This window comes from Kocuria sp. TGY1127_2 (genome assembly GCF_013394385.1).
Taxonomy (GTDB): domain Bacteria; phylum Actinomycetota; class Actinomycetes; order Actinomycetales; family Micrococcaceae; genus Rothia.
Genome location: NZ_AP022834.1, coordinates 2,694,550 through 2,721,472 on the forward strand (window position 1 = coordinate 2,694,550; position 26,923 = coordinate 2,721,472).

The window sequence follows — 26,923 nt, forward strand, 5'->3', positions numbered from 1 at the left end:
ATCAATCGGGGCCGTTGTGGCGATTCGAGGGATGGGTCATACGACCCCAGCGCGCCCTTAGAGCTCGACGGTCTCGCTTCCGCCTGCGGGACGATCACCGGTGAACTTCGACTTCACGATCTGAGCCAGAGAAGCGACCTTGCCGCCGGGCTGTCCCCAGAACTGAGCGGATTCGCCCACGAAGCGCATCAGACCCAAGTTCGGGTCTTCCTTGCCGCCCTCGAACCAAGCAGCGGCACCGTCGTTCCAAAGCTGGTCGATCTTTTCCTTGTTGGTGTTCTCGAACTCGACGTGTCCGGAAACCGAAAGCCAAGATCCGACCTCGGCGAAGGCGAGGTTGACCTCGGAGGTTTTCATGAGGTCATCGGCCAATTCACCGTGGAGCCCGATGAAGAACCAGGCCTCGGCGTCGTCAGTGACTTCCTGCGGAGTCATCGGGTGGGAGTGGAGCTTGCCATCATCCTTGGAGACGGAGGTCAGCATGACGAAGCGCTCGCTGCGCATGATCTCGACGATCTTTTCCTGAGTTAGGTCAGACATTGCGGTTCCTTTCAATCGTGAAATGCGGCGCGTTGGCTCTACCCCTATCATCGTCCGTCCCGACCGCCTCTGGCCAGAGCCGTCCCATCCTTTTGCTCACGGTGGAACGGTGCCCGGCCCCCTTGTCTCGAGTTCGGGCTCGCGCCGGGTTTACCGCCGGAACAGCCGCTGATTCGCGAATTCCACGACCCCCAGGCGACCGAGCTCCCGTCCGTTGCCCGATCGCTTGACCCCGCCGAAGGGAAGTTCCGCCGCGCTACCGCCAGGCATGTTCACGGATACCATCCCGACCTCAAGGCCTTCTCCCACGGCTTCGGCGCGCTCGGGGTCGCCTCCGAAGACGGCGCCTCCGAGACCGAACGGAGAATCATTGGCCATTTCGATAGCGTCTTCGTCGCTGTTGACCGAGTACACGACGACGACCGGGCCGAACAGCTCTTCGTAGTAGGCGTCCATGTCCGGGGTGATACCGGTCAGCAGAGTCGGTGCGTAGTAGAAACCGGCGCGATCCAGGCGCTTACCGCCGGTGACCAGGGTCGCCCCCTGAGATACGGCCCGATCGACCTGCTGAGCAATAGCGTCAACCGCGCTTTCCGAAGAAAGGGGCCCGAGCGTCGTCGAAGGCTTGTGCGGGTCGCCCGGGCCGTACCCCTTGTCGAGAATCCTTTTGACGGCTGCAACGAAGGGGGCATACGCCTCTTCCATCACGATGAAACGCTTGGGGGAATTGCAGGCCTGCCCCATATTTTCGAGTCGAGTTTCCACGGCGAGCGCCGCGATGTCCTCGATATTTTCTTCGTCGAGGACGATCAACGGATCCGAACCGCCAAGTTCGAGCACGACCTTTTTCAATTCTTCGCCGGCGATCGAAGCTACCGAGGCACCTGCGGCTTCGCTGCCCGTCAAGGAAACTCCGACGATCCGACGATCGCGGATGACAGCCTCGATATCCTTTGAGGCAATCAACAGCGACTGGTAGACGTCCGGTCCGAGGCCGGCCTCGGCCAGAACATCCGCAAAGGCCAGTGCTGACCCTGGAGTCGAGGAAGCCGGCTTGATGAGAACAGTATTGCCCAGGACCAAATTCGGCGCAGCCAATCGAGCGAGCTGGTACATCGGGTAATTCCAGGGCATCACACCGAGTACGATGCCGGTCGGGCGGTACTGCACGTAGTCATCCTGCGTGGAGTCCTCGATACGGCGTTCTTCGAGCATCTCCGGGCCTTTGGAACCGTAGAACTCGAAAATCTGGGCAACTATTTCGATCTCGTCGCGGGCGTCTTGGTGCCGTTTCCCCATCTCGCGGGTGATGACGCCCGCAAGCTCGTCTGACTGGTCCCGGAAAAGCTCGGCCGCTTTGAGCAGAGCGCTTGATCTCTCCGAGGGGGTAGCTTGCCGATTGGCTCGGTACCCGTTGTGGAGGGTCTCCAGTGCGAATTCGATGTCATCGCTTGTGGCGTTCTCGAATTCGTGGACGGTTTCGCCAGTGGTGGGGTTGATGATGGCGTACATACAGCTCCTCGACGTTGCGACGGTTGTGCCCATGACTCTTCCCGGTTTGTAGAAGACTTTCCAGGCACGACCATCATGAGAGATGAGGCCAAGCCTGCGCCGTCTCGCATGCAAAAAAGCCCCGCACCCTAGTGGGTGCGGGGCTTCGAACCAGGGTCATAAATTCCTTACTGGGGAATGATGAGGCCCTTGGTCTGCGAACGCGCGCGATCGAAACGCTCCTGGGCGTCGGCCCAGTTGGCGATGTTCCAGAAAGCCTTGACGTAGTCCGGCTTGACGTTCTGGTAATCGAGATAGAAGGCGTGCTCCCACATATCCAGCTGCAGAATCGGAGTCTGAGCCAACGGAATGTTGCCAGCCTGCTGATCATAGAGCTGGAACAGGTTCAGACGCTCGCCAATGGCGTCCCATGCAAGAACGGCCCAACCGGAGCCCTGGATGCCGGTCGCGGTTGCGGTGAACTGCGCCTTGAACGCATCGAAGGATCCGAAGAAGTCGTCGATTGCTGCGGCGAGTTCACCGGTGGGCTTGTCGCCTCCGTCCGGAGACAGGTTGTTCCAGAAGATCGAGTGGTTGGTGTGCCCGCCCAAGTTGAAGGCGAGATCCTTCTCGAGCTGGTTCACGTAGGTGAGGTCGTTGCTCGAACGGGCCTCTTCCAGCTTTTCCAGAGCAGTATTCGCGCCCTTGACGTAGGTCGCGTGGTGCTTGTCGTGGTGCAGCTCCATGATGCGAGCCGAAATATTGGGCTCGAGAGCCGCGTAGTCGTACGGAAGATCCGGAAGTACGTACTGGTCAGCCATAACCAATCCTTTCAGTGATCCAGCTAATAGATCCACTGTCGACTTTAACACCCGCCATGGTCGGCCTCTAGGGCTGCGTCACAACTTCCGCCGCCAGCGAAGACCGGCGTAGCACGGGGCCATACGTGTGACGGCGGCGCAGATTCCCTGGGCCGCCGGCTCGCGCCGCAGAACCGTTCGGTGGTGCGACCCGGAAGTTCAGGGCTGCGGATTCTCACTCTGCGAGAGCCGAACTTCTCAGTACGTGCGTGACCTGGTGAAACTGTGTTCCAGACCACATATAGTTACACTCAACGAGGAGTCATCGTGAAGGCTATCCGTCTCCATCAATACGGGAAGGACCCTGTGCTCGAAGAGGTCGACGAACCGACCATCACCGACCCGTGGGGCGTCATCGTCGACGTCGGGGCTGCGGGCCTCTGCAGGACCGATCTGCACATTGTCGAAGGCCAATGGGAGCCGATCCAGCACCCTCAGCTTCCCTACATTCTCGGCCACGAGAACGCGGGGCGAGTCCGTGAGGTAGGCAGCGCGGTGAACAACGTCAGCCCGGGTGACACCGTGATCATGCACCCCCTGACCAGTTGCGGGCTGTGCCCGGCCTGCCGACTCGGCCAGGACTCACATTGCGAGAATTCGACTTTTCCAGGCGTCAACGCCGACGGAGGGATGGCCGAGCAGCTGCTCACCAACGCCAGGGCAGTCGTCAAGCTCGATAACGGGTTGGATCCCAAGGACGTGGCCGCCCTGGCCGATGCCGGTCTGACTGCCTACCACGCGGTCCGGAAGGCCGCGGACGTGCTGTTCCCGGGAACCCACGCCGTCGTCATCGGCGCGGGCGGGCTGGGCCACATCGGTATCCAGACCCTTGCAGCCATCACGAGCGCCGAGATCACCGTGGTGGACCGGAGCGAAGAAGCTCTTCAACTCGCGAAGCAGCTCGGAGCGCATCACACGGTGCGCGCCGGCGACGACGAAGCCGTCGCATCGGAAGTCCTCGACATCACCGACGGTGGCGCTCACGTCGTCTTCGATTTCGTCGGCGAGCAGGGAGTCGAGCTATTGGCGCCCAAGCTCATGCGCAATCGCGGTTCGCACTACGTCATCGGGTACGGCGGTCACGTGAAGCTGCCGACGATCGAGATCATCAGCCGGGAAATCAACGTGATCGGCAACCTGGTCGGCACGTATAACGACCTGGTCGAACTGATGACGCTCACAGCTCAAGGGAGGGTCAAACTGCACACCTCCGTCTACCCCCTCAATGCCGCCCTGGATGCCTTTCATGACCTCGAGGCCGGCCGGCTGGTCGGACGCGGAATCCTCGTGCCTTGAATTGAAGAGACGACCGATAGGAGCTGAACGATGACGTTCCCAGCAAAATACCCACAACTCAATGAGATGGAACTGACGGATGACGCTCACGACGTGCTCATCCGAGTGCTCCGTGTGGCTTTTCCCCATCCGGCCTTTCCGGATGGGCCGTATGAGCGGACGGCCGCCAAGATCCTCGTCGAGGCCAAGGAATCGACCTGGTTCCGTGTCGCCCTGACCCAAGGCCTTCTCACGCTGAGCCAATTGGCGGGCGGAGATTTCAGGAATCTCGACGACGACGCCGCGACAAGCGTACTGCGCCGCATTGAAGCCACGGCGTTCTTCGGGTTCATCCGCCGCACGACCGTGCTCAACCTCTACGACGACCCCGAGGTCTGGGAGGTTCTCGGTTATGAGGGACCGAGCTTCGACAAGGGCGGTTACATCAATCGCGGTTTCAATGATCTCGACTGGCTGCCCGAGCCCCGGATCGAAATCTACGACGGAGAGCCCTTGCCGGACATCGCGCCGAATGCGGTGCTCGCGGCCACCGGCAAATCGCCGACTGGCGGTCAGCAAACCGATACCAGCAACCAGCCCGGATCCCAGGAAACCGTGATGAGAAAGGTTTCGAAGTGAACATCGACCAGAATGAAGAAGCCGTCGTCATCGTGGGTTCAGGTGCGGGTGGGGGAACTCTCGCCTACGAGCTGACCAAACAAGGCATACCTGTTGTCGTGCTCGAGGCCGGGCCGTATTTGCGCAATGAAGACTATGTGAACAACGAGTGGGAAGCCTTCAACCAGATGGCGTGGCTCGATCCACGGACAACAAGCGGTTCATGGCGCATCACCACCGATTTCCCGAACCTCCCCACGTGGATCGTGAAAGCGGTGGGCGGTACCACCACGCACTGGTCGGGTGCGACTCCGCGCTTCAAAGAGCATGAGTTCAAGGCCCGGAGCACTTACGGCCGCGTGGAAGGGGCGAACCTTCTCGATTGGCCGATCGCCAAGGAGGATCTGGACCCGTATTACGACCGTGCCGAGATCGCGATGGGGTCAACCCACACCCACGGGCGCAAGCCATTGCCGGCAAACAACAACTACAAGGTCTTCGCGAACGGCGCGGAACGTATCGGTTACAAGCATTACGCGACTGGCCCCTACGCAACCAACGCCGAGGAGTACGACGGTCGTCCCGCATCCATCCAGGATGGCTTCAATTTCCAAGGCGACAAGAACAAGTCGAAGTGGTCGACTCTGGTTCGCGAAATCCCGCGGGCCGAGGACTCGGGTCTGTTGGACCTGCGCTCCGACTGCCAGGTCGTCCAGATCACCCACGACGCCTCCGGCAGAGCCGATTCCGTGCTCTACCTCGACGAGGAAGGCAACCTGCACCGGCAGGCCGCGAAGCTCGTGGCAGTCGCGGGCAATTCCATCGAGACCCCGCGATTGCTTCTGATGTCGGCGACGCCCATGTTCCCTGATGGGCTCGCGAATTCGTCGGGCCAGGTCGGGCGCAACTACATGCGGCACACGACCGGTTCCGTGTACTCACGGTTCGACAAGCCGGTGCGCATGTACAGGGGCGAGACAATGGCCGGTGTCATCGCCGATGAATCCATTCATAACCCTGACCGTGGGTTCGTTGGAGGCTATTACCTCGAGACGATCTCGCTCGGCCCCGCGTTCTTGGCCAGTTTCGCCGATCCGGGTGCCTGGGGCGCGGAATTCGCCGAAATCATGGATTCTTATCTCAATACGGCTGGTCTGTGGGTGATCGGCGAGGATATGCCGCAGGAATCGAATCGGATCACGTTGAATTCGGCGGTCACCGACAAAAACGGCCTTCCGGTCCCGAACGTTCATTTCGATGATCATGCGAACGACGTCGCGATGCGAGACCACGGGTATCAACAAGCTGAAAAGCTCTACGACTCCGTCGGTGCCATCGGCTCCCACCGCACCCCGCCTTACCCGTCAACGCACAACCTCGGGACCTCACGGATGAGCGCTCGCCCTGAAGACGGCGTGGTCGACCAGTGGGGGCGCACCCACGACATCCCCAATCTGTTCATCAGCGACGGTTCGGTCTTCACCACCGGAGCCGCAGCAAATCCGACGCTGACCATCGTCGCGCTGGCTATCCGACAGGCCGAGTACATCGTCGACCAGCTGAAAACCGACGGCATCTAAGGCACCAAAACTTCACCAATATATGAGGAGAGACCATGGCCAATACATCCCCGTACGATCAGATCGCAGAAGTTCCCTCGTTCGAGGTAACGAGCACCGACTTCTCCGATGGCGGAACCCTGCCCGCCGCCCAAGTCAGCGGAATTTTCGGCGCTGGCGGAGAAGACATCAGCCCACAGCTGTCCTGGAGCGGTTTCCCCTCCGAGACGAAGAGCTTCGCCATCACCGTGTACGATCCCACGGCACCAACCGGTAGCGGTTTCTGGCACTGGGCCGTCACTGATGTGCCTGCCTCGACGACGTCGGTACCGAGTGGTGCCGGCGGAGACGAGGGTCAGGGCCTGCCCAACGGAGCTATCCAGTTGCGCAATGACGCGAGCCTCTCCCGCTACCTCGGTGCGGCGCCGCCAGCAGGCCATGGTTCCCATACGTATTACATCGCGGTTCACGCGCTCGACGTCGAGACCCTCGACATCGGATCCGACGCGACACCGGCGTTCCTCGGGTTCAACATGTCCGGGCACACCATTGCCCGGGCCGTGCTGACCGGAACGTTCGAGGCCAAATAGGGCCGTCGACCCAAGCCGCCCGTCCCGCTGAGAAGAGGGGCGGGCGAGCGTCGGGCTCCTAACCCATGGCTTATTCACACTGACTGAAATGTACGGAGACGAGTGAACGTGACTGTCGAGAAAAGGACCTCCGCAAAGCCGTCATCGCCTCGTGATTCGAGCGTCCAGACCATTGAGCGAACGCTCGCTATCCTCGAACTCATCTCCGAGCGCGGTGGCGCGACGGCGCGAGAAATTTCGAACGCGCTCAAATATCCCCTCCCGACCGTTTATCGGCTGATGCAAGCGCTCGTGCAGGCCGACTATCTCACTCATCTGCGCTCAGAGCATCGGTTCGAATTAGGATTCAAGCTCGATCGGCTCGGAGCCTCCTTGCACCGCCAGGTCGGGGTCCCGGCTATGGTCCGCTCGGAAATCCAGATCCTGCACGACTACGCCAAAGCTGCGGCGTATTTCGCCATATACCGAGGCTCGGGCGTGGTGCTCGCTTACGTCGTGGACAGCCCCCGGTACCCACGACTTCGACCGCTTCGATTCGGATTCCACGAGGCGGCCCATGCAACGGCCTTCGGCAAGATCATGCTGTCCGGAATGTCGAAAGCCCAGCTCGATCAGTATCTCGAGGCGCACGGAACTTCGGATCTGACTCCAACAACCATCACGGATCGCGGCACGCTGGAGGAGCATCTTGCCGAAGTCGCGAATCGGGGCATCGCCTGGGAGAAGGAGGAATTCATCCCCGGCATGACCTGTGCGGCGATCGGTGTTCGCAATGGTGCGGGCATGGTCGTGGGCTCTGTAGCCATCAGTACCCCATCCCAGGACACGGATCCTGTCCGAGAAAGGGAACTTGAACGACGTCTTCGGGACACCGCAAACCGCATCAGTCGTTACTACCGCACGACGCAAGCACCCATCGCGTAGGCCGGGTGCCGGTACCCTTCCGAGGTGAGTCTAAAGTGGTTTCTGCTTCCTTCGCGCCCCGCAGAAGAAGCCAACGCGGATTGGCTCGAAAATTCGGCCGGGTTCAAAGTCGAGATCGTGGCCACCGAGCGATAGTTGAAAGTCAATGAGTCCCAGCAATTGCGCTTCGGTGTTTTTGAACTCTTCAGTACCCGTTCCCCGAAGAACCACGAGGCGCGCTTGTTGTTGCGGCTCGACAACGCCTACAGAGCCAGTTTGAATCCTTCGTGGGATGGGGAAAAACCGAGGCTGCCATAGAAACGGTGAGCGTCCGCGCGGGTTTTGTCCGTGGTCAGTTGGACGAGTGAGCACCCGCGCGATCTGGCCAGTCCAATAGCCCACTCGAATATCGCGCGGCCCAGTCCGCGACTGCGGAAATCGTCGCGAATTCGAACCCCTTCGATCTGAGCCCGCAGTGCTCCGCGTCGAGACAGCCCGGGAATGAATGAAATCTGCAAGGTCCCGATCACCTCGGACCTTAAGCAGGCCACAACGAGGAGCTCCCGGTCATTACCGTCTATCAAGGAAAATGCCTGCCGGTATGGGGTCAAATCGTCTTCCGTAGACCTTGACTCCCTGCTTCGGCCCAATGGATCGTCCGCCAACAATTGCACAATCTCGGGTACATCGCCCAAGACCGCGCGACGGATCTCAACCTGCATACCTGCCACAGAAAGATTTGCCACGGGTCGAGCCATGGAACGAGCATACCGCCCGTCGAAGTAGCAAGAAATGGTTCACACATCGCGGCACCATGGAAAGGAAAAACCGGTCCGGGAGCCTTCCCGTTCATTCAGGTTGCGGGCTTTTCGGCCGTCTCGGTCATGAGCGGTCCCTCCCCGGCGGGCCGCTATCGTTCCGGGCCGTACAGGTGCTCGGGACGGCCGGTCGAGCCGTAGTGGAGGGTCACTGTCACGGATCGGGATTCGGCGAGTTTGACCAGGTGACGCTGCGCGGTGGCGCGGGAAATTCCCACGGCTTCAGCAACCTCGGATGCAGACATGAGCCCGCGGGCAGCCCGCAAAACCTCCAAGACCCTTCCCGACGTCGAGGACCCCGGCACGGGTGCATTGGCGCTCGATCCTCCGGTCTCGGTCAACGAGCGAAGGGCACGGTCCAAACTCGACTGGTCCAAACGGTCCCGATCCAGCAGTCGACGATACCGGGAATACCGGCGGAGGAAACCCTGGAGATGCGCAGCGTCGAACGGCTTGAAGATGTACGTCAAGGCGCCGGCACGCAAGGCCGAACGGACCACCGAGGCGTCCGAAACTGCCGAGAGAATCGCGGCATCGACATCGAATCCCCGCAAGAGGTCCACTCCGTTCCCGTCCGGAAGCACGTAATCGGCCAAGAGAAGGTCGACCTCGCCACTTCCCAGAACCTCCCGCGCCGCCCGCACATCGCGGACGGGGTCAAGAGCCTCGAATCCGGCCGTCTGGTTGACGTATTCACAGTGCAATTGGCCGACGTACAGATCGTCGTCGACCACCAAAACATTCGTCATGACTCCATCTTCTCCTCCAAGACATGGGGCAGTTCCACGCCGAAACTCGCACCGCCCATTCGCGGGTCCTTTCCCTCGACCAACCACACGCGCCCGCCTTGTCGCCTTGCCACCCGTCGGCACAAAGCCAGACCGATACCCAGGCCGTGGGCGTCGTCGTCCAGGGCCCCGCTGCCGCTGACACCTTCCTGGAATGCGCGCTCACCGTCTTCCGGCGAATCGATCCCGGCGCCCGTGTCCGTCACGACAGCGTGCAGCGCCTCGCCGTCGCTCAGCAGCTGAACCTCAACCGCCTTGGAGGGCGTTTCCCCTTGGACCGCCGCACGAACCGCGTTGTCGATGAGGTTGCCCAGTATCAACGTGACGTCCTCCGGTTCCCGAACGCGGCCGAAGACCAGGGAGTCCTCCGAGATGCGCAGCTCCACGCCGACTTCGGAACTCGTGGTGCTCTTGGCCTCCGCGAGAGCTCGAAGATACGGGTCGTCGACATGTTCGATCCCCTTCACGGGTGCACCGATCGGGCCGGTCCGCAGAATCTCGGCCAGATAGCTCTCCGCCTCATGGTGCGCGCCCGTGGTCACGAGTCCCATGACCGTGTGAAGCCGGTTCGCGAACTCGTGTCTTTGCGCCCGCAAAGCATCGGCCATGGTGATGACGGATTCGAGTTGGCGAGACATCGTCAGGATTTGGGTCTCGTCACGCAGGGTCACGACGCCGCCGACTGAGATGTCCCCGCGTCGCACCTGAACCGCCGTCGCGAGGAGGATCCGGTCTCCGACCGAGATACGCCGTCGCAACTCGGAGCTCCCGGAGTCGCGTTCACCCAAGACTTCACCGACCATCACCTGAATCTCATGCGGTATGCGCACTTCCTCGGTCGGGTATTCCGAGTATCCCAGCAGGCTCCGGGCGGTTTCATTGCTCAAGGTCAGCCGCCCGTCCGGGGAGAATCCCAGGACCCCGTCGTCGAGCCCGCGCAGGACCGCTTCCTGGTGACGCGCCATTTCGGCCAGTTCTTCGGGCCCGATCCCCAAGGTCTGGCGTTTGAGACGCCGCCCGAGCGCCAGCGAAGCCACGATGCCGACGGCCAGCGCCACCGCTGCGAGCGCCCCGATGACCCACAGTTTTCGACGGACCTCCGCCCCGACGGCAGAGGTACGTACACCTACGGAGACCTCTCCGACCACGGTGCCGTCATCGGTCGCCGAATAGATCGGAACTTTCGCCCGGACGGTCTCTCCCAAGGTGCCTTCATCGTGGGTGATTTCTTCCTTGCCGGAGAGCGCGACGTCGGGCGATGTGGAGACTTTCTTGCCCAGCAGCGACGGGTCCGGGTGCGCGAGTCGCAGTCCCCGGTTGTCGGTCACCACCACGAAATCAACGTGGTTGCGGGACCGAATATCCATTGCGAGTGCCTGCAGGTTGCTTGATCGAATGACGTCCGGACCGACCTGCTTCTCGGCGGTCACACGGGTAGCCCCGCTCCTGACTTGTGGTTCCGCGGCCAAAGTCCGCGCTATGGAAAGGGCCTGCGTCTCCGTGGTGTCGGTGACCGTGCGGGCACCCAGCCACGCGAATGTTGCGGCCGCGAGCGACAGCACCACGATGATGACGGCCAGTTGGCTCATCAGCACGCGGCGCGAGAAGGAATCGGAAGGTCGCGGCATGCGCCCAGCTTAGATGATTGGTCCCCGGGGGTGCTGGGGCGGGAACCAGCGAGAGAAAGGGATCATGCCCAGAATCGACTCCTCCGTAGGGCTGGATCGGGCGACGACCCGTGTTGGCTCCACTTCGTCGATGTGTCACCGGCCCAGGAGCCAACTTCCAGCCAAACGCTCGGGGCTTTGAGGCCCGGCTGTCTCCACTGCCCGAAAACCGCAAGCCCGACCGATATCAGCTCAAACTCTCACCCCACCCCCATCTATGGATTGAGGCTAAGCTGGCCCCATGGAACCATCCTCTCCCGGAACCGTTGTCCACTCGTGAACCGACTGTCTCGGGCTGTACTGCGCTTATTCGCCGCACCCCGGCTCAACATTCGTGAGGACTATGAGAAGGTCCGGCGACTGCAACGTCGATTGGCCGCGGTGTTGATGCCACCGTCTCGAACCCCGCGCTGGCAGCCCATGCCCGACGACAAGAGACTCCATGCTCAAGTCCGGATTTTCCGGCCGAAAGAACGACGGCGCGACGATGTCCTCGTCTTCTTCCACGGAGGCGGCTGGGTCACCGGGGACAGTGAGACGTACACCCCGACGTGCACCAGAATGGCGGACCTCACCTGCTGTACCGTGGCCTCCGTCGACTACAGGCTCGCGCCCGAGTACCCCTTCCCGGCGGGACTGGAGGATTGCTACGACGTCGCCCGGTTGTTGCTGGAGGAACCGCAACGTGTGGGCGCCGCGGACGCCAGTCAGATCGTCTTGGCCGGTGACTCCGCCGGGGGAAACTTTGCGGCCGTCATCTCATCGCTGCTGCGAGAACGCGGTCATCGCGGCCCGAGTCGACAGATCCTGATCTACCCGGTGACCCACTGGGCCCACGATCCGGAGACCTCCCCGTTCGCCTCGGTGCGCTATCACGGCGGGGACTACCGGCTCACCAATACCGAGGTCGAGGACTACTTCGACCTCTACGTTCCTGACCGGGACCAGCGTCACGACGCGTTTGTCGCTCCGCTGATGGCGACGGACCTCTCCAAGCAACCGACGACCCTGGTGATCACGGCGGAGCTGGATTTGTTGCGCGATGAGGGTGAGGCTTACGGCCGTGCCCTCGCCGACGCCGGGAACGCAGTGCGGATACACCGGGTGGTCGGGGCGTTGCACGGTTTCATCTCTCTGCCCCGCTTCTCCCGGTCGGTCCAAGAAGCCTACGAGGTGATCAACGAATTCCTCAGCAATGCTCCCGTCGCCGAGGAACAGACCGACCCTCAGGAGCCCACATGACCCACCGGGACTGGGTACGGCTCGACAACGCCTCCAATATTTTCCTCGCCGCCCGAAGCGCTTCCGATCCCAAAGTGTTCCGCTCGAGCGCCGAGGTGGACCACGCCGTGGACCCGCAACTGTTGCAGGAGGCCCTGGATGAGACGTACGACCGGTACCGGCTCTACCATGCGGTGCTGCAGAGCGGTTTGTTCTGGTACTACCTGCAGGACAGCGACCTGCGCCCGCTCGTCACCGAGGACAAGCAACACATTTGCGCCCCCATCTACCAGGCGGGCCGGCGCACTCTGCTGTTCCGCGTGGTCTATCATCGCCGACGGATCGTCCTCGAAGTATTCCACGCCCTGTCCGACGGCACCGGTGCCTCTTGGTTCCTCTCCGACCTGGTGAACGCATACATCCGGCGGCGGTACCCCGACCAGAGTCCGCCACTCGCGGAGGCCACCGGAGCCAACGCCTTACGGGCCGAGCCCGGTCGGAGCGATGCCGGTTCCCAGGCCGACGACGGCGCGTCTGACGATACGGCTGAGCCGGAACATGGCCTGCCCACCGATAGTTTCGAGCACTACTTCCACCACCGGCGCACGTCACCCGCTTCCGGGTCTACTTTCAGTCGTGCTGCCGTGCCGGCTGCGCTCACCATCGATGACAGCGCCCAGCCATCGAGTGCTCATCGGGCGACCCGCCGACTACACCGCCCCTTGAAGAAAGTGCACCAGGTCGGGGGAACCCGTACCCCTGACAACCGCACGCGCGCCGTCGAGCTCACCATGTCCGCAGCGGCGGTGCTTGACCTTGCGCGCGCCGAGGGGGTCTCCATCACGATGTACCTGACTGCGCTGTTTTTCGAATCCATCCGCCTGTCCTCGGGCGGTCTGGGCAAGAACCGAACCCTAGCGGCGTCAGTTCCGGTGAATTTGCGCCAGTTCTTCCCCTCGACGTCAGCACGAAATTTCTTTGCGACCGTCCGAGTGGAACATACCTACGGTGAAGGTGACGACGGTCTTGGCTCAATCTGCAAACACCTTGAGGGCCAATTCCTCCCCCAAGCCACCAAGGAAGCGCTGGAGAAGAAACTGAGATGGTTCATCCGGGCCGAGCGGATGCCCGGATTGAGGATCATACCGCGCCCGCTCAAAGACGTGTTCCTGGGGCTAATCAACAGGGGCAGCAACCGCAGTTTGAGCGTGGCAGTCTCGAATTTGGGGCGGATGAGCCTGCCCGAGCCAGCCGAATCGCATGTGGGGCGGATGCTGTTCCAGGTCTCCGCCGTCCGCCCTCAGTTCTGCGCGACCTCCCACGCCGGATTGCTCACCATCAGCTTCACCTCACCGTTCACCGAGACCGGCCACGTCAAGGAATTCGCCCGGATGCTCACCGCCAACGAGATCGATGTGACGGTCGCCGCGGAACGCGTGACCGAGGCGGAACTCGCCGAAGGAGAATCATGAGGCGCTGCACCGAGTGTGCCGTCGATATCGAGGGCACATGGACTCTGTGCCCGTTGTGCGGGGCCCCTGTCGCGGGCGAGACCGTTCCGAGTCCGATGCCGACAGTGCCACTCACCTTCTCACGACGACGGGTGCTGAAAGTATTGTTCCTGACCTCAATCGCGGTCATCGCGGCGTCCTTGGCTGGCCAGCTGCTGTTGGGCCGGGGGCCCGAGGGTTTCGGAGTTCTTCGCTCCTCCTGGCTGGGGGTGACGGCTATGTGGCTTGTGGTGCTCATGGCAATACGCAAACGACGCAATGTCGCCAAGGGCACCGTCTACCTCGTCGTCCTGATTGGCCTGGTCTGCGTGTACTGGGACTATCTCACCGGCTGGCGTGCGTGGTCGCTGACGTACGCGGTGCCGATCGTCTGTGCATCATCCATTGTTGCTTTGCTCATCACGCTCTGGGCAATGCACCTCGAGGTGGCGGAGCACATCCTCTACAGCGGTTTGACGGTGCTGCTGGGCCTGGCCCCCATCGGGTTCCTCGCATTCGGTTGGGTGACGAACCCACTCGCACCAGCCATTTGCGGTGCTCTCAGCGTTATCGCCCTGGTGGTGTTGCAGCTTGCCAGGGGCGCGGAAGTGCGCCGCGAACTCGTCAGACGCCTGCACCTTTAGGCATCGACCCACCGATGAGTGAGCCTGGCCGAATCAATATGACGTGAAAGTCCAGGAAGGCATCGCCGCTGCGTGCCGCTGACGCCGGCCAAGACATGAGGGTCTGGGACGCTGCGCAGTCTCCGTTCCCGCGGCACTCCGCGTTAGGCGGTGGTTACCCGAGTCGGTGCCGTTTCCCTGCGTTAGGAGGGGCACGACGTCCACGGATAGGAACCGGCAGAAACCGGAAAACATCCGGGGAAACTCGCCGTGACGGCCTGACGAAAACCATAGAGACACCCCCGCCAATGCCCCCCCAGCGCGGAGCACGGAACGCCGGGTGGCTCCCCGGGCCCGTCACGTGATCTTTCATGTCATGACAGCCCGGAATTGAGCTGTTGAGCGCAGGTCAGGCTTGTGCGACGACTTCGTCATCGCCGTCCTCAGGGCGGACGGCATCGGCATTCACGAGTTGTTGGAGCTTGCGCGGAAGGTTCAGAGCAATCGAGAGGATGACGATGAGCGCGAAGCCGACCGAGAGCACGGCAAGCGCCGAGCCCAATCCGAAGCGGCTGGCAAGGCTGGCACCGACCAATGGTCCGACCGCACCTCCGAGCGCTCCGACGTTGTACGCGAACCCGAGACCAGCCGCTCGCTGCTCAACCGGGAAATAGCTGGTGACCCACTTGGGCAAGAGGCCGGAGATGCCTTGGCCGAACATCTGATTGAAGAAAAGAAGTGTACCCACGAGGAAAACGAATTCGCCGCCTTGCATGAAGAGCGGGAAGACGATCACTTGGGAAATAATGAGGCTTATCGCATACCAGCGACGCATGCCGAAACGATCGCCCGCGAATCCAGCAACGATATAGCCGATCGCATTGCCGAGACCGGCGATGGCCACCACGTTGGCCACGACATTCTCGTCCATCCCGACGCCGTCCAGGTATGTGGGCAACAGACCTTGAATCGGCCACGTGTACATGAATGAGGCAAAGATCGTCACCATGATCGCGACGCCAGTTACCCAACGCCGGGGATCGAACTGGACGATGAATGCGATGAATATGACACCACAAACTATCGCAAACGTTGTGATCAGCCAGGTGGGGACCCCGGACACCGCAAAAATCACCAGTAACGCCACGGAGGCGAGGACAGCACCCAGGATATTCAACACACGTCGACGACCTCCGAACAGGACACTGAACGCATCGGGTTCCCTCGCAGACTTTGACCGAGCGGCCTTGGCTGCCTTCCAATCGTCCGCCTCGGGCAACCTGCGCCGCATGTAGAGCGCCAGGAAGATCGGGACGATTCCGGTCAGGAACAGTGCCCGCCATCCCCATCCGGGATGCCAGGATTCGACCCAGGGCATCAGGAACTTGTCCACTTGGGCCGCGAGGATGACGCCAAAGGCATAGCCCGAGAGCAGGAACCCCGAGGCCTTGTTCCGCATGTGCCGCGGCCACGACTCGATAACGTAGGTCGCAGAGGAAGAATACTCACCTGCCATGGCGAAGCCGACCGCAAGGCGAGCAGCGAAGAGGAATGCAAAGTTGGGGGCGAAAGCCATTCCTATCGAGGCGATGGCGAACAACATCATCGACGCGACCATCGCCGGTTTTCGGCCGAATCTGTCCCCGACTGCGCCGAGAATCAAACCTCCGATCCACCGGGAGATGAAGGCCGCAGAGATCAGGGAGGCGCCTTGGACGAGGCTCAGGTCGAACGCCGCGATGATCATGGGGAGGGCAAACGAGATCAGAACGAAGTCGTAACCATCCAGGAGCACACCCAGCCAGGCGGCGAAGAAGGCCTTCCATTTCTCTTTGCTGAGGTACTGCCACCAGTGCCGTCCGGTGTCATCGGTATTTCTGTCGCGCGTTTCGAGGCGTCCCTCTGTCATACGAATCTCCGTTGATTTCACCGTCCTGCCTTCGAGACAGCCGACGTCCGACATCAGATGTTATGAAGCTAACATAAACTTCACTCGTGTGACACAGCCCATCTCGGCGGCGTTGACGACATCAGACGTCCGATGTACGGTCAGCGCAAGCGAACTGCCACGGTTCGCGGTACTCATCGACCGCAGACCGGGTACCCGAGACCGGCGCAGCCGGACGAGAGGACAAGATGCACACTGACGATGTCGCACCCCAAACCCGATTCGATTCCCGTGACAGTTCCAGCGGCCCGGAGATCGATGCACAGTCTCTGACCCTGGCGGCACAGGACTCAGCAGGGACTCTGCTCGTGGACATTGCTACGACCGTCGACGGCCCTGTACTTGCAGTCAACGGCGAGCACGGGTCCATAACCCTTGAGGTCACGGGAGGGCGACTCAATGGGTGGATCACGCACAAGGATCAGACACGTCAGCTGGACGCCGAGGACACGGTCGGTATCGACGACGGACGCACACACAGCATCGCGCTGACGGTGGATGCGACCGGAACCCATGTGTTCGCAGACGGTTACGAGGCCTTCTCCTCGACAACAAAGGTTTGGTTCCAAGAGCTCGGCCTCAACGCCCTTGCGGTCGACCCGCAGGGCATGATGTCACCCTCACGTCTCGCGATCTGGGACGCGCCGCTGCCTGCGAATGCGCTGGTCGCCCAATCCGTCGCGCAGCGGCCATTGATCGAGTTCGCCGCCGCAGAGCTATCGTCACGCGATGCAGGACGCCTCAGTCTTCTGGCGGAAGGCGCGATTCGTGCCCGGTGCCGCACGCGAGGCGAAGGTCAAGGCGGCGTGATCCTCCAGGCCGGCGGAACCTCCGGAAAACTCACTCTCGCTGTCGAGAACGGAGATATTACCTATTCTGTGATTGCCGGAGGCCAGCAGCTGGCCGGGATCCGGGCGCCAGGGCGATGGGATGATGGCAACTGGCATGACATCATCTTGGTCAGTGGTCGCGGCGCGCTAGACCTCTACGTCGACGGGTACCAGGTATTGCACGTCGCTGGCACCGCATTTTTCCAGGACATCGGGCAGATCGAACGGGTTGTGGCCGGCGCGGATCTCGACGGTACCCGACTTTTCGGGGAAGCCCAGACCGCAGCAATCTACGATGCCGTACTGTCGGATCACCAGGTCAAAAGACTTGCCTCCGCGGAACCTGTGGAGACGCGAGCCCTGTTCGACACCGGCTTGGCCGGATCACGCAGCTATCGCATCCCCGCTTTGCTGACACTGGAGTCCGGAGTGATCATCGCCGGGGCGGATCAACGCGTCAGCATCCCCAACGACAGTCCCAACGACATCAACTTCGTCATCCGACGCAGCCTCGACGGGGGCGAGTCCTGGGAGCCCGTGCGCACGATTCTCCACTACCCTGGCAGCGGCCGGTCGGGGGCATCGGTGATCGACTCGGTGATTGTCCAGGACAGGGACAGTGGCCGGGTCATTGTTCTCATCGACCAGTTCCCAGGCGGCTACGGCCAGCCCAACGCCCAGGTGGGGACAGGATATGACGATCAAGGGCGAATGATCCTCACCGACCGAGACGGTGCGATCTATCTGCGTGAGAAGGACGGCTCCGTGGTCACGGACGAGGGCAAGCAGAGCGCCTATCACGTGGCCGATGACGGTGCGGTGACCCGCAACGGCAAACCCGCCGGCAATATACACCTCGCTGCCAGTGACGACGCGAACGAGTCGCTTCTCAGTGCCCGCACGGCTTATTTCCAGATGGTTTGGAGCGACGACGACGGCGAGACATGGAGCGACCCCCGCGACATCACTCCCCAGGTGAAGGAGCCCTGGATGAGATTCTTCGGAACCTCACCGGGCAATGGCATCCAGCTGGCCCGCGGAGAACATCAGGGTCGCCTGCTGATGCCCGTCTATTACAACCATGAGGAGGGTCGTACGTTCTCCTGTGCCGCGGTCTACAGCGACGACGGCGGTACCACGTGGCGGCGCGGCGCCTCCCCCAACGACGGTCGTCTCCTGGACGGAGAGGACCTCTCCTCTCGCGATCTCGCCGACGACAGAGGCTCCTTGCACGAGTCCACGATCGTAGAGGGTACAGACGGTGCGGTGCATGCTTACATGCGCAATCAGCATCCTGCCGGTCTCGTTGCCCACTCGGTCAGCAAGGACGGTGGGGAAAGTTGGGGCGAGGTCAGCTTCGTCCCCCAAATTCCTGAGATCTTCTCACAACCGAACGCGATCCGAGTCAGCCTCGAGGACGGGCGCGAGGCGACAGTCTTCGCCAATGCTTCTCAAATGCTGCCGTTCCGTGGACGAGGGGTACTACGGATGTCCTTCGACGACGGTCGGACCTGGCCGCACAATCGCGTGCTCAACCCACGTCATCACGTCTACCAGTCAATGGCGCAGCTTCCCGACGGACGCCTCGCCGTGCTTTGGGAAAGGGAATGGCAAGGCTTGTTTCTTTCCATCATTCCCCTCTCGTGGCTCCTCGAGTCACGGAGTACGGAAACGGCCGCGTCTGCCTCGGACTGAGGCAGGCAAAATAAGCACTCGCCTCCCAACGGGCTCACCCGGACCCATGGGGCATCCGGGTTATTGCCCTAGCGGCTTTTCTCCCCGCGCACGATCCGGGTAATGCGACCCACCATGTCGAGTCTTTCCTCGACGGTCGCATCACCGGGGGCCTGAATCTTGGCTCCTGCATAGCTGAGGTCACGTCCCGCCGCCAGGAGGCAGCGTCTTACTTCTCCGGAGTCCAGGAGGGAGGTGGGCTCGTCCTCGGCCAGCGGGAGATGCGCGTCAGCCCAGGCATCTCCGTACTGATTCGCGGACGGGCCGGCGCCCGAAAACATGATTCCCTCGAGCAACCCGGCCTCGACGAGCGCGCGGATCTGGTTGAGCGCCCGGTCAGGGTCACGCGCCTCGATGACCGAACGCCCCCAATTGATCGTCATACCGACTCCCGCCTCCAGCGCGAGGGGCATTTCCTCTTCCAGAGACAAGAAACGTTTCTCCCCCGCGATCTCGGGGCTGTATGCGTCACAATGCTCCACAATGACTCGTGTAGACCACGAGCCAGCGGCAGGCGGGCTCGAGAGGATCTCCTCGAGCGAACGAGCGAACATTTCCGGGGCGGCTAGTTTCGAGGGAGCCGTGTGGATATGGAGGGCACCAACGGATTGTTCACCCGTGAGTTGGTTCAGTTCTTCCGCGGCACAACGAGCACGTCGGAAATGCTCCAGTGCTGCCCGCCGGCCGTCCGGATCCGGCGAGGCGAGCCCAAACACGGCGCAGGTGCCCACGTTGATCATGGTGCCGGGAATCAAAGTCAGAACCGACCGAGTGAAGCGACCGTGCATTTGATCGGCGAGCCACTGTGGATCATCAACAAGCTTGTCGCGGAAAGGTATCTCCAGTCCATCGGCGAGTTTCCGACCAGCAAGGCCTGCGTAGAACGCCTCCTGCTCTCGCGGCGAAGCAGGAAGGCATGCGTAGGCACCGACAAGAACGGCAGGCCGAGACGTGCGCCCATTCGCCGGAGGCCCAGAAGAAGGCCGTGTGGCGTCTTGTCGCCGTCTCGGAGATGCATCTCGAGTGCGGTTGGCGGGTTGTTCGACCATCATGCCGTCTTGGCATCGAGCGCACGCTCGATCGGATCATAATGGGAGACGATCGCGGCACGAAAAGCCTCGACGTCGCCGTCCTGGGCGGCTTCGAGCATCAATCCATGTGCCCGAGCCGTCTGCTCCAGATCCGCCGCCACAGACAGACCCAGCTTGGGGACCACCGATGTGTGCACGTCCCAGAAGGCCGTCACCAGCTGTCCGACGAGTGGGTTTTCAAGCCGTTCCAGTAGGCCTGTATGGAACGCTCGGTCATGTTGCGGAAAGGCTCGCCCTTTGGTCGCCAACGCCACCATCTCATCCACCAGGGAATGCAGTTCTGGATTGGACGTGCCGGCCAGGCTGGCCACAATCTGCTCGGCCAAGCCACGGTCAAGAGCTTGGCGAACCTCTACAACATCCCTCAGGGCACGCAGGTCGTCTCCCGGACTCAGTACACCGCGGAAAACGAGGGTTTCCACGAGAGCATCCAGAGACATCTCCCCGACATAGGTGCCATGGCCGCGTCTGATAACGACGATGTCCAGGGTCGACAGCGTGCGAATGGCCTCCCGCACGCTGGATCGAGAGACACCAAGGTACTCGCACAACTCATTTTCCGTAGGCAGAAGGTCCCCTGGCTGAAGACCTTCGGCCAGGATGAAGTCCTTGATCCGGTCCGCTGCCGTTACCTTCCGTGCGCCGCTTGGAGCAAGCGACGCCTCGGAGGTGAGCGTCGTAAATCTCCGTGGTGGAGCCGTCGACATCGTGGCCTCCTCGAGTTTCTGGTTCAACTTCCACTCTACTCAACATCAGACATCAGACAATGTGGCCTGACTTGTCCGACGGGCCGATGGTTTCAATGATTTCGGGCCCGGCTCCGACCGGCGTCGGGCTTTCCGGCCAGGCACCGCATGGAAACAAACATCTCGCGCGGTGCGTATTTGAGCACAATGCGCACAAGGTGCTCAATGAGCAGAACGCGATCAGTGAGCACAAGCGCGCACCACCTTCCCAGGTTTCCCTAAGGTGTATTCCGCATCACAACATACTTCGAAGGAGAAGCCCGTGATCGTCCTTCTCGGATTCGTCATGATTCTGGTCTTCATGGCCCTCATCATGACCAAGAAACTTTCGCCGGTTCTGGCGCTCATTCTCATCCCGACCATCTTCGGCCTCTTCGCCGGAGCTGGGCTGGGCATCGGCGACATGGTCATGGATGCCATTGAGTCCATGTCCTCGACGGCCGCGCTGCTGCTCTTCGCGATCATCTACTTCGGCATCATGATCGACGTCGGGCTATTCGACAAACTCGTCGAATTCATCTTGCGCTTCTGCGGCCACGATCCGGTCAAGGTGGTGCTAGGCACCGCGGTACTGACCGGCGCGGTGTCATTGGACGGTGACGGCTCGACGACGTTCATCGTGGTCACGGCCGCGATGCTGCCGATTTATCAGCGCCTGCAGATGTCCCCGGTGGTTCTGACTTGTACCGCGGGACTGATCAATGGAACGTTGAACATCGTTCCGTGGGGCGGCCCGACGGCTCGTGCCGCCTCGGCCCTGCACTTGGATGCGAACACGATCTTTGCGCCCATGGTGCCCTCCCTCCTCGTGGGCCTCATCGTTGCTTTCGCCTTCGCATACCTGCTGGGCCGCTCGGAACGTCGTCGACTTCAGAAGAAGGGCGTGGCTTGGGTCGAAGGCGCAGCGAACGACGTCGAAACCCCACAATCCGGCTCTTCCTCACCCCGTCACGACTCCGGCCCGAGCGGCTCCCACTCGACGCCTCGAGACGGAGAGGGCTCGGCCGCACAGGCCACGTCGGGTGGGCCCGCTACCCAGGCCCTGGTGATCAACCAATTCGAAGGCGAAGGACAGGCCGCTTCCACGCTGACCGACACCGCGTTGGACCCGGACCGTTCGACTCTTCGCCCGCGTCTGTTCTGGTTCAACCTGGTTCTGACGGTTGCGATCATGATCCTTCTCATCATGGACGTTCTCCCCCTGCCCTATCTGTTCATGATCGGTACCGTGGTGGCCCTGTTGGTCAACTTCCGTGGCGTCAAGGAACAACAGGAAGAACTCGCATCCCATGCGACCTCGATCATTTCCGTCGTAGCCATGGTCATGGCCGCCGGTGTCCTGACCGGCGTGATGAGCGGTACCGGGATGGTCGACGGTATGGCGGCATGGCTCGTAGACGTCATTCCCTCCTCGATGGGCCCGTACCTGGCCGTCATCACCGGCATCCTGTCGATTCCGATGACGTTCTTCATGAGCAATGACGCTTTCTACTTCGGAATCCTTCCGGTTCTCGCCGAAACCGCGTCTCACTACGGAATCCCTGCCACCGATATGGCCCGTGCCTCGATCACCGGACAGCCGGTCCACCTCCAGTCACCCCTGGTTCCGGCCATCCTGCTGCTCGTTTCGCTCTCCGGCGTCGAACTCGGCGACCACCACAAGAAAGTGCTGTGGCGAGCGCTGGTCGTCTCGCTGGTCATGCTGGCCGTGGGCGTGCTGGTCGGCGTCGTCGCCATCGGCAGCGCCTAGTCGATACCCGGCCCGTCCCAGAAGGAGCACATCATGACGGATCTCTATTCGAAACCTTCCCACTCGATGCCGGAGCCCTCGCTGAGGGTATCGTCCTCGGATGGGATCGACCGCGCACCACGCACCGTCGTCGTGGGGTACCGCACGGATGCGAGCCCGAAGGTCATGCGGGAAGCGATCGCCGCGGCCCACCGCGAAAAGGCGGCGCTTCGCGTGGTGGCGTATGCCACGGACAGCACTACCAGTCCCTCCGCGAGCCGCATCGAAGTCGTCAAGGAAGTTTCCCTGCAGATCATCGAAGCGGGGCTGGAGTTCGAAATTCAGCGCGCGGGGGACGACGTCGCGGATCAGCTCCTCGATCTGGCCGAAGAGCACCACGCCAAGCTGATAGTCCTGGCAACGCGACGCCGCTCCCCGGTCATGAAACTCTTCCTCGGCTCGAGCGCCCAAAGGGTGATCCTCGAGGCGGAGTGTCCGGTACTGACGGTCAAATAGTGCGGCGCGGGACCTGGATCCGGGGCGAGCTGAACGAGCTCTGGGCTCGCGGTGAGCGTTACAGAGTCCACTTCTCCCCGCGATAGGCCGATTCCCAGAACATTTCTTCGAAGCGGGAAGCGTCCAGGAAGACCTCTCGCATGCGTTTCCGGACGACGTCGGTGACCGAGGCCGCTGCTTCCTCCACCAGGCCGATGGCCTTTTGGGTGGCCTCCGCGAAAGCAGGATCGCCGTATTCCTCAACCCATCGGCCATAGGGATGATCCTTCACCGCGGCCGAACGACTCGTCAGTACCCGCCCCACGTCCGCGTAGATCCAGAAGCAGGGCAACACGGCGGCGGCCCCAACCTCGTAGGGCTCGTAAGCACAAGCCGCGAGCAACGTGTACATGTACCCGCGCGTGATCGGCGAGGGTGATTCCGCTCGGGGGCAATCCGCCAGGAGTGGATCGTTCATGAGCTGGGAGTGCAGCACTTTCTCCTCGGCGACCGCGGTGCTGGCGCTACCTGCCCAAAACTCGGCGGCTTCCGCGGTCGGTGCCCTCGAGGACAACACGGCCAGGGCCCGTGAATAGTTGCTCAGATAGAAAGCGTCCTGGCAGATGTATTCCACGAAGATCTCTGGAGCCAGAGTGCCTTCGCCCAGTTGGCGCAGGAACTCCAGACGATTCACTCGCCCCAGAATCCCGGAAGCGTCTTTCCACAGTTGCCTTGTAAATTCTCCGGTGGTCCACACGTCATGATTCTTCGCTGATTGATTCATCGGGTCGCCTTCGCTCATCGGAGGATCTGGGCCAAGTGATTGACGGGGCCATGACCTTGGTCCGGGAACCGCGAGAGTTCCCAACACGCGCCGTCCACAAGTGCCCGGGTCAAGAAGTTCTTGCCATCTCTGGTCGCTGCCATCAGAGCGGCATCGTCGATCCCTCGGTCCCCTGAATCGGCTTGGTGCACGGCCCACCGCGCGGAAAAAGCAGCGATCGCCGAGGAGAGGGTGCACCCGGTTCCGTGAGTGTTGCGCGTTTCCACGCGGGGCGCAGTCAGTTCAATAACAGTCGGTTCGGCTGCCGGAGTCCTCGCCGCACCCTCAACGGGAGACGGCCTCGGAGATATCGCAAGAACATCCACGGCTTCCCCATCTCGTAGGTGCCCTCCCTTGAGGAGGACTGCACGGGGCCCAAGCTCTAGAAGCTCTTCGGCCTGGGAGCGCATATCCTCGAGCGAGTCGGCAACACGGTCGGGACGTCCCAACAACCGAGCACTTTCCGGGAGGTTCGGGGTGATGAGGTCCGCGAGAGGCAAAAGATCCGCGCGGATCGCTGCGTCGGCGTCCTGGCTCAGGAGGGTGTCTCCGCTCGTGGCCACCATGACCGGGTCGAGAATCACGGTCCCGAAGCTCTCGCGCCGCTCGTTCATCAGGCGTGCGAGCAAACGAACCACTCCCCCGGTTCCAAGCATCCCGATCTTGGTGGAATCCACCGGCACATCATCGATGACCGCCTCGACCTGGGAGACCACGAAGTCTTCCGGCACATTGTGCACCCCTCGGACTCCGACCGTGTTTTGGCTGGTCAACGACGTCATACAAGCACACCCATAAGCCCCGATGGCGCTGAAGGTCTTGAGGTCGGCCTGGATTCCGGCTCCACCCGAAGGGTCCGAACCGGCAATGGTCATGGCGACGGGTGGGCGCATCACGAATCACGTCCTCTGTTGAGTGTCATGGTGGCGAGGCTCAGCAATTCGGCCGCCGCCTTTCTGGGGTCCTGGGCGGCAGCGATTGCGGAGACGACGCACAGACCGTCAACGGGCACACCCGCCAATTCAGTGGCTGTGGAGGGATTGATTCCTCCTATGGCTACACTCACGAGCCCTCCGGTTCGGGCTATCTCCGCACATTCGGATACCCCATCGGGCCCCAAGGCCGGGGCGGCGTCGGTTTTGGTAGGAGTGGCCCAGGCCGGGCCAATGCCCAGAACATCCGCTTGGCGTTCGGCCACCGCGGCCCGGACCTCGCCCGGTGTCGATACCGAGAGCCCAACCATGAGGTCGGGTCCGACCGCCGCACGCGCATCCGCCGCGGCGGCGTCGGATTGTCCGACGTGAACATTGAGCCCCAGATCTGCGGCGACGCTGAGTCGATCATTGACGAACAGCTGGGCGGACCTGCCCGAGTCCTGCTCGGCCCGACGCAACTGCTGCTCGCAAGCGCGCGCCAGATCAGCGAAGCGGCCATCCGATAGCTCTTTGTCGCGGACCTGAACTACACCGACGCCGCCCATCACGGCCTCGTACACCACATTCGGTACACGATCGAGACCACCGCACAGCTTCGTATCCGTCACAAAATACAGTGAGAAATCAGTCGCGGGAGGTATCACTGGGCTTCCTCGTGAACCTCGACAAGGCGGCCGATTCCAGCCGGGGAGAGCTCGTAGAGCGAATCGATCCACCGCACGTGGAAGGATCCGGGACCGTCGGCGGTTCGACCCGCCAAGGAGCCGGCGGCACCCACATGGGCGTGGGCCGCCAAAACAGCGTCATGGTCGGCCAGGCCAGCCGCACGGGCGGCACCCAGATACGCCGCGACCGTGGCCCCGAGCGAGCACCCCGTCCCGATGACCAGCGGCATGAATTCGTGACCACTGGTCAGCCACGTGGTCCGGTTCGCAGAGACGACCACATCCCGCTCCCCGGAAATCGCGACGATGCCGCCGGTGCGTTCCGCAAGGAAGCGCGCGGCATCGAGAGCAGTTTCCACAGCATCGGTCGACTCGACCCCACGGCCGCCGCTTCCCTGTCCGGCCAGGGCGACGATCTCGCTGGCGTTGCCACGAATCGCAGTCGGACGTTGAGTGACGAGGTCCCGGGCGAATTCGGTACGTAGGGGAAGGCCTCCGACCGCAACCGGATCTAGAACCCAGGGCACACCCGCAGATCCCGCGGTTTCCACTGCGGCCTGGATCGCCGCGATCTGATCCTCCGAGACCGTCCCGACGTTCACAAGCACCCCGTCGGCCATCCCAGCGAAGATGCGCGCTTCGTCGGGGTGTTCGACCATTGCGGGCGAAGCCCCGACGGCGAGCAGAACGTTGGCCGTGATTTCTTTGACGACCGCGTTGGTCAAGCAATGGACCAGGGGTGACGACCCTCGAACGGCCTCGGCCGATCCGACGATGCCGTCGGGGGCGCGGTGATTTTCCGGTGAATCAGTCATGGTGACGATCCCTTCGCTAGTGCTGGCTAGATCAGGTTCAAAGGGTCTTATCTCAGCCGAACGGGGCACCCCTTGTCACTGTCGGCGCGCCATTGCGCCTCCCATCACTTTAGCTCGTGTCCCGCGAATGAAAACCGCCCCTGAAAGGTCATACAACGCCGCAAGCATGTTTTTCCGACAGTCCGGAGGGTTTATCCACAAGATCTATCCACAGTGTGGAGAACTTACACGAATGTGACTCCACGAAACCCACATCGATTCCCAACAGGTGGGTCCGAGACCGCACCCCACTGCATAAACCTTGTCATTGCAGTGTGTACGTGCAGGTATTTTTCAGTGGTCGCTCCGCATTCCTGGCCCGTACCGTTGCCCACGGACGCCTCACGAACCCCAAACACAGATTTTTATCCCCACCTGTGGATAACTTTTCACACAACACGTGGAGAAATCGCTCGCTGAGGTCACCTCCCTGTGGAAGGTTGTGGATAATTGTGGACAACTTCCTCACGTCGTCCCCGACGCAAGCAGGGCCTGGGGCGACCTGGCATTCGGTCCCCAGAGAGAGCGCTGTGACCGGATTTTTCCCTGTATTCCGCGGCATCCTAGGTCCCCGGAGCGCCTGGCTGCTCGCCCTTCTCCCCTCGTCCGATCAGCATGAACATGCGGAGC

Annotated in this window: 24 protein-coding genes and 1 riboswitch; of the genes, 11 read left to right on the forward strand and 13 right to left on the reverse strand. The window is 61.9% G+C overall.

Annotation, left to right across the window (positions count from 1 at the left end; genetic code table 11):
* Positions 1–57: 57 nt before the first annotated feature.
* The 3 genes from sake_RS12040 to sake_RS12050 form a co-directional block, all read right to left on the reverse strand.
* Positions 58–540, reverse strand: a complete 483-nt coding sequence (locus sake_RS12040; RefSeq protein WP_129360273.1) for a pyridoxamine 5'-phosphate oxidase family protein — start codon at positions 538–540, stop codon at positions 58–60.
* A gap of 150 nt (positions 541–690) precedes the next feature.
* A complete protein-coding gene (locus tag sake_RS12045; RefSeq protein WP_178946139.1) occupies positions 691–2,052 on the reverse strand; it encodes an NAD-dependent succinate-semialdehyde dehydrogenase in 1,362 nt (453 codons plus the stop codon).
* A gap of 167 nt (positions 2,053–2,219) precedes the next feature.
* Positions 2,220–2,852, reverse strand: coding sequence for a superoxide dismutase (locus sake_RS12050; RefSeq protein ID WP_129360271.1), 633 nt, complete (start codon positions 2,850–2,852; stop codon positions 2,220–2,222).
* Between the two features lie 306 nt (positions 2,853–3,158).
* Between sake_RS12050 and sake_RS12055 the strand changes: the two genes are divergently transcribed.
* The 5 genes from sake_RS12055 to sake_RS12075 all read left to right on the forward strand — a co-directional run bounded on the left by sake_RS12055 (position 3,159) and on the right by sake_RS12075 (position 7,857).
* On the forward strand, positions 3,159–4,187 hold the full coding sequence (locus tag sake_RS12055) for an NAD(P)-dependent alcohol dehydrogenase (RefSeq protein WP_178946140.1): 1,029 nt from the start codon (positions 3,159–3,161) through the stop codon (positions 4,185–4,187).
* Between the two features lie 30 nt (positions 4,188–4,217).
* Positions 4,218–4,805, forward strand: a complete 588-nt coding sequence (locus sake_RS12060; protein WP_178946141.1) for a hypothetical protein — start codon at positions 4,218–4,220, stop codon at positions 4,803–4,805.
* Positions 4,802–6,364 (forward strand): GMC family oxidoreductase, encoded by a 1,563-nt coding sequence (locus tag sake_RS12065; protein WP_243155694.1) that lies wholly within the window; start codon positions 4,802–4,804, stop codon positions 6,362–6,364. Before sake_RS12060 ends, sake_RS12065 begins: the two co-directional genes overlap by 4 nt.
* Before the next feature lie 35 nt (positions 6,365–6,399).
* Positions 6,400–6,933 (forward strand): YbhB/YbcL family Raf kinase inhibitor-like protein, encoded by a 534-nt coding sequence (locus sake_RS12070; protein ID WP_129360268.1) that lies wholly within the window; start codon positions 6,400–6,402, stop codon positions 6,931–6,933.
* A gap of 108 nt (positions 6,934–7,041) precedes the next feature.
* Positions 7,042–7,857 carry an IclR family transcriptional regulator gene (locus tag sake_RS12075; protein ID WP_165001002.1) on the forward strand — a complete coding sequence of 272 codons (816 nt, stop codon included), beginning with the start codon at positions 7,042–7,044 and terminating at the stop codon, positions 7,855–7,857.
* A gap of 242 nt (positions 7,858–8,099) precedes the next feature.
* Here sake_RS12075 and sake_RS12080 read toward each other — a convergent pair whose 3' ends face one another.
* The 3 genes from sake_RS12080 to sake_RS12090 all read right to left on the reverse strand — a co-directional run bounded on the left by sake_RS12080 (position 8,100) and on the right by sake_RS12090 (position 11,070).
* Positions 8,100–8,594 carry a GNAT family N-acetyltransferase gene (locus sake_RS12080; protein WP_238147677.1) on the reverse strand — a complete coding sequence of 165 codons (495 nt, stop codon included), beginning with the start codon at positions 8,592–8,594 and terminating at the stop codon, positions 8,100–8,102.
* A gap of 152 nt (positions 8,595–8,746) precedes the next feature.
* Positions 8,747–9,403 carry a response regulator gene (locus sake_RS12085; protein WP_129360266.1) on the reverse strand — a complete coding sequence of 219 codons (657 nt, stop codon included), beginning with the start codon at positions 9,401–9,403 and terminating at the stop codon, positions 8,747–8,749.
* Positions 9,400–11,070 (reverse strand): sensor histidine kinase, encoded by a 1,671-nt coding sequence (locus sake_RS12090; RefSeq protein ID WP_178946142.1) that lies wholly within the window; start codon positions 11,068–11,070, stop codon positions 9,400–9,402. Before sake_RS12090 ends, sake_RS12085 begins: the two co-directional genes overlap by 4 nt.
* A 315-nt stretch (positions 11,071–11,385) precedes the next feature.
* Here sake_RS12090 and sake_RS12095 point away from each other — a divergent pair, with 315 nt between their 5' ends.
* Genes sake_RS12095 through sake_RS12105 form a run of 3 tightly spaced genes read left to right on the forward strand, consistent with a single transcriptional unit; the run spans position 11,386 to position 14,464 of the window.
* On the forward strand, positions 11,386–12,351 hold the full coding sequence (locus tag sake_RS12095; protein WP_178946143.1) for an alpha/beta hydrolase: 966 nt from the start codon (positions 11,386–11,388) through the stop codon (positions 12,349–12,351).
* Entirely contained in the window at positions 12,348–13,802 is a 1,455-nt protein-coding gene (locus sake_RS12100) for an alcohol acetyltransferase (protein WP_178946144.1), read from the forward strand. The genes sake_RS12095 and sake_RS12100 overlap by 4 nt, the downstream gene beginning before the upstream one ends.
* Positions 13,799–14,464 (forward strand): DUF6320 domain-containing protein, encoded by a 666-nt coding sequence (locus sake_RS12105; protein ID WP_178946145.1) that lies wholly within the window; start codon positions 13,799–13,801, stop codon positions 14,462–14,464. The genes sake_RS12100 and sake_RS12105 overlap by 4 nt, the downstream gene beginning before the upstream one ends.
* A 388-nt stretch (positions 14,465–14,852) precedes the next feature.
* Here sake_RS12105 and sake_RS12110 read toward each other — a convergent pair whose 3' ends face one another.
* Positions 14,853–16,352, reverse strand: coding sequence for a sialate:H+ symport family MFS transporter (locus sake_RS12110; protein WP_178946146.1), 1,500 nt, complete (start codon positions 16,350–16,352; stop codon positions 14,853–14,855).
* 227 nt (positions 16,353–16,579) lie between these two features.
* Between sake_RS12110 and sake_RS12115 the strand changes: the two genes are divergently transcribed.
* Positions 16,580–18,916 (forward strand): sialidase family protein, encoded by a 2,337-nt coding sequence (locus sake_RS12115; protein WP_178946147.1) that lies wholly within the window; start codon positions 16,580–16,582, stop codon positions 18,914–18,916.
* 68 nt (positions 18,917–18,984) lie between these two features.
* Here the strand turns inward: sake_RS12115 and sake_RS12120 are convergent, their stop codons facing one another.
* Complete coding sequence (locus sake_RS12120) at positions 18,985–20,007, reverse strand: DUF4862 family protein (protein ID WP_238147676.1); 1,023 nt, start codon at positions 20,005–20,007, stop codon at positions 18,985–18,987.
* Positions 20,004–20,753: a FadR/GntR family transcriptional regulator gene (locus sake_RS12125; protein WP_178946148.1), complete on the reverse strand. Its 750-nt coding sequence runs from the start codon at positions 20,751–20,753 to the stop codon at positions 20,004–20,006. The genes sake_RS12120 and sake_RS12125 overlap by 4 nt, the downstream gene beginning before the upstream one ends.
* Positions 20,754–21,054: 301 nt before the next feature.
* Here sake_RS12125 and sake_RS12130 point away from each other — a divergent pair, with 301 nt between their 5' ends.
* Positions 21,055–22,542, forward strand: coding sequence for a CitMHS family transporter (locus sake_RS12130; RefSeq protein ID WP_178946149.1), 1,488 nt, complete (start codon positions 21,055–21,057; stop codon positions 22,540–22,542).
* Between the two features lie 33 nt (positions 22,543–22,575).
* Complete coding sequence (locus tag sake_RS12135; RefSeq protein WP_178946150.1) at positions 22,576–23,037, forward strand: universal stress protein; 462 nt, start codon at positions 22,576–22,578, stop codon at positions 23,035–23,037.
* 58 nt (positions 23,038–23,095) lie between these two features.
* Here the strand turns inward: sake_RS12135 and sake_RS12140 are convergent, their stop codons facing one another.
* From sake_RS12140 to thiM, 4 genes are all read right to left on the reverse strand, one after another.
* Positions 23,096–23,800: a TenA family protein gene (locus sake_RS12140; RefSeq protein ID WP_165001001.1), complete on the reverse strand. Its 705-nt coding sequence runs from the start codon at positions 23,798–23,800 to the stop codon at positions 23,096–23,098.
* 14 nt (positions 23,801–23,814) lie between these two features.
* Positions 23,815–24,732 carry a bifunctional hydroxymethylpyrimidine kinase/phosphomethylpyrimidine kinase gene (gene thiD, locus sake_RS12145; RefSeq protein ID WP_129360524.1) on the reverse strand — a complete coding sequence of 306 codons (918 nt, stop codon included), beginning with the start codon at positions 24,730–24,732 and terminating at the stop codon, positions 23,815–23,817.
* Entirely contained in the window at positions 24,732–25,382 is a 651-nt protein-coding gene (thiE, locus tag sake_RS12150; protein WP_207718909.1) for a thiamine phosphate synthase, read from the reverse strand. The genes thiD and thiE overlap by 1 nt, the downstream gene beginning before the upstream one ends.
* A gap of 32 nt (positions 25,383–25,414) precedes the next feature.
* Complete coding sequence (thiM, locus tag sake_RS12155; protein ID WP_129360254.1) at positions 25,415–26,254, reverse strand: hydroxyethylthiazole kinase; 840 nt, start codon at positions 26,252–26,254, stop codon at positions 25,415–25,417.
* Positions 26,245–26,337, reverse strand: a riboswitch (TPP riboswitch). It overlaps the preceding gene by 10 nt.
* Positions 26,338–26,923 lie beyond the last annotated feature (586 nt).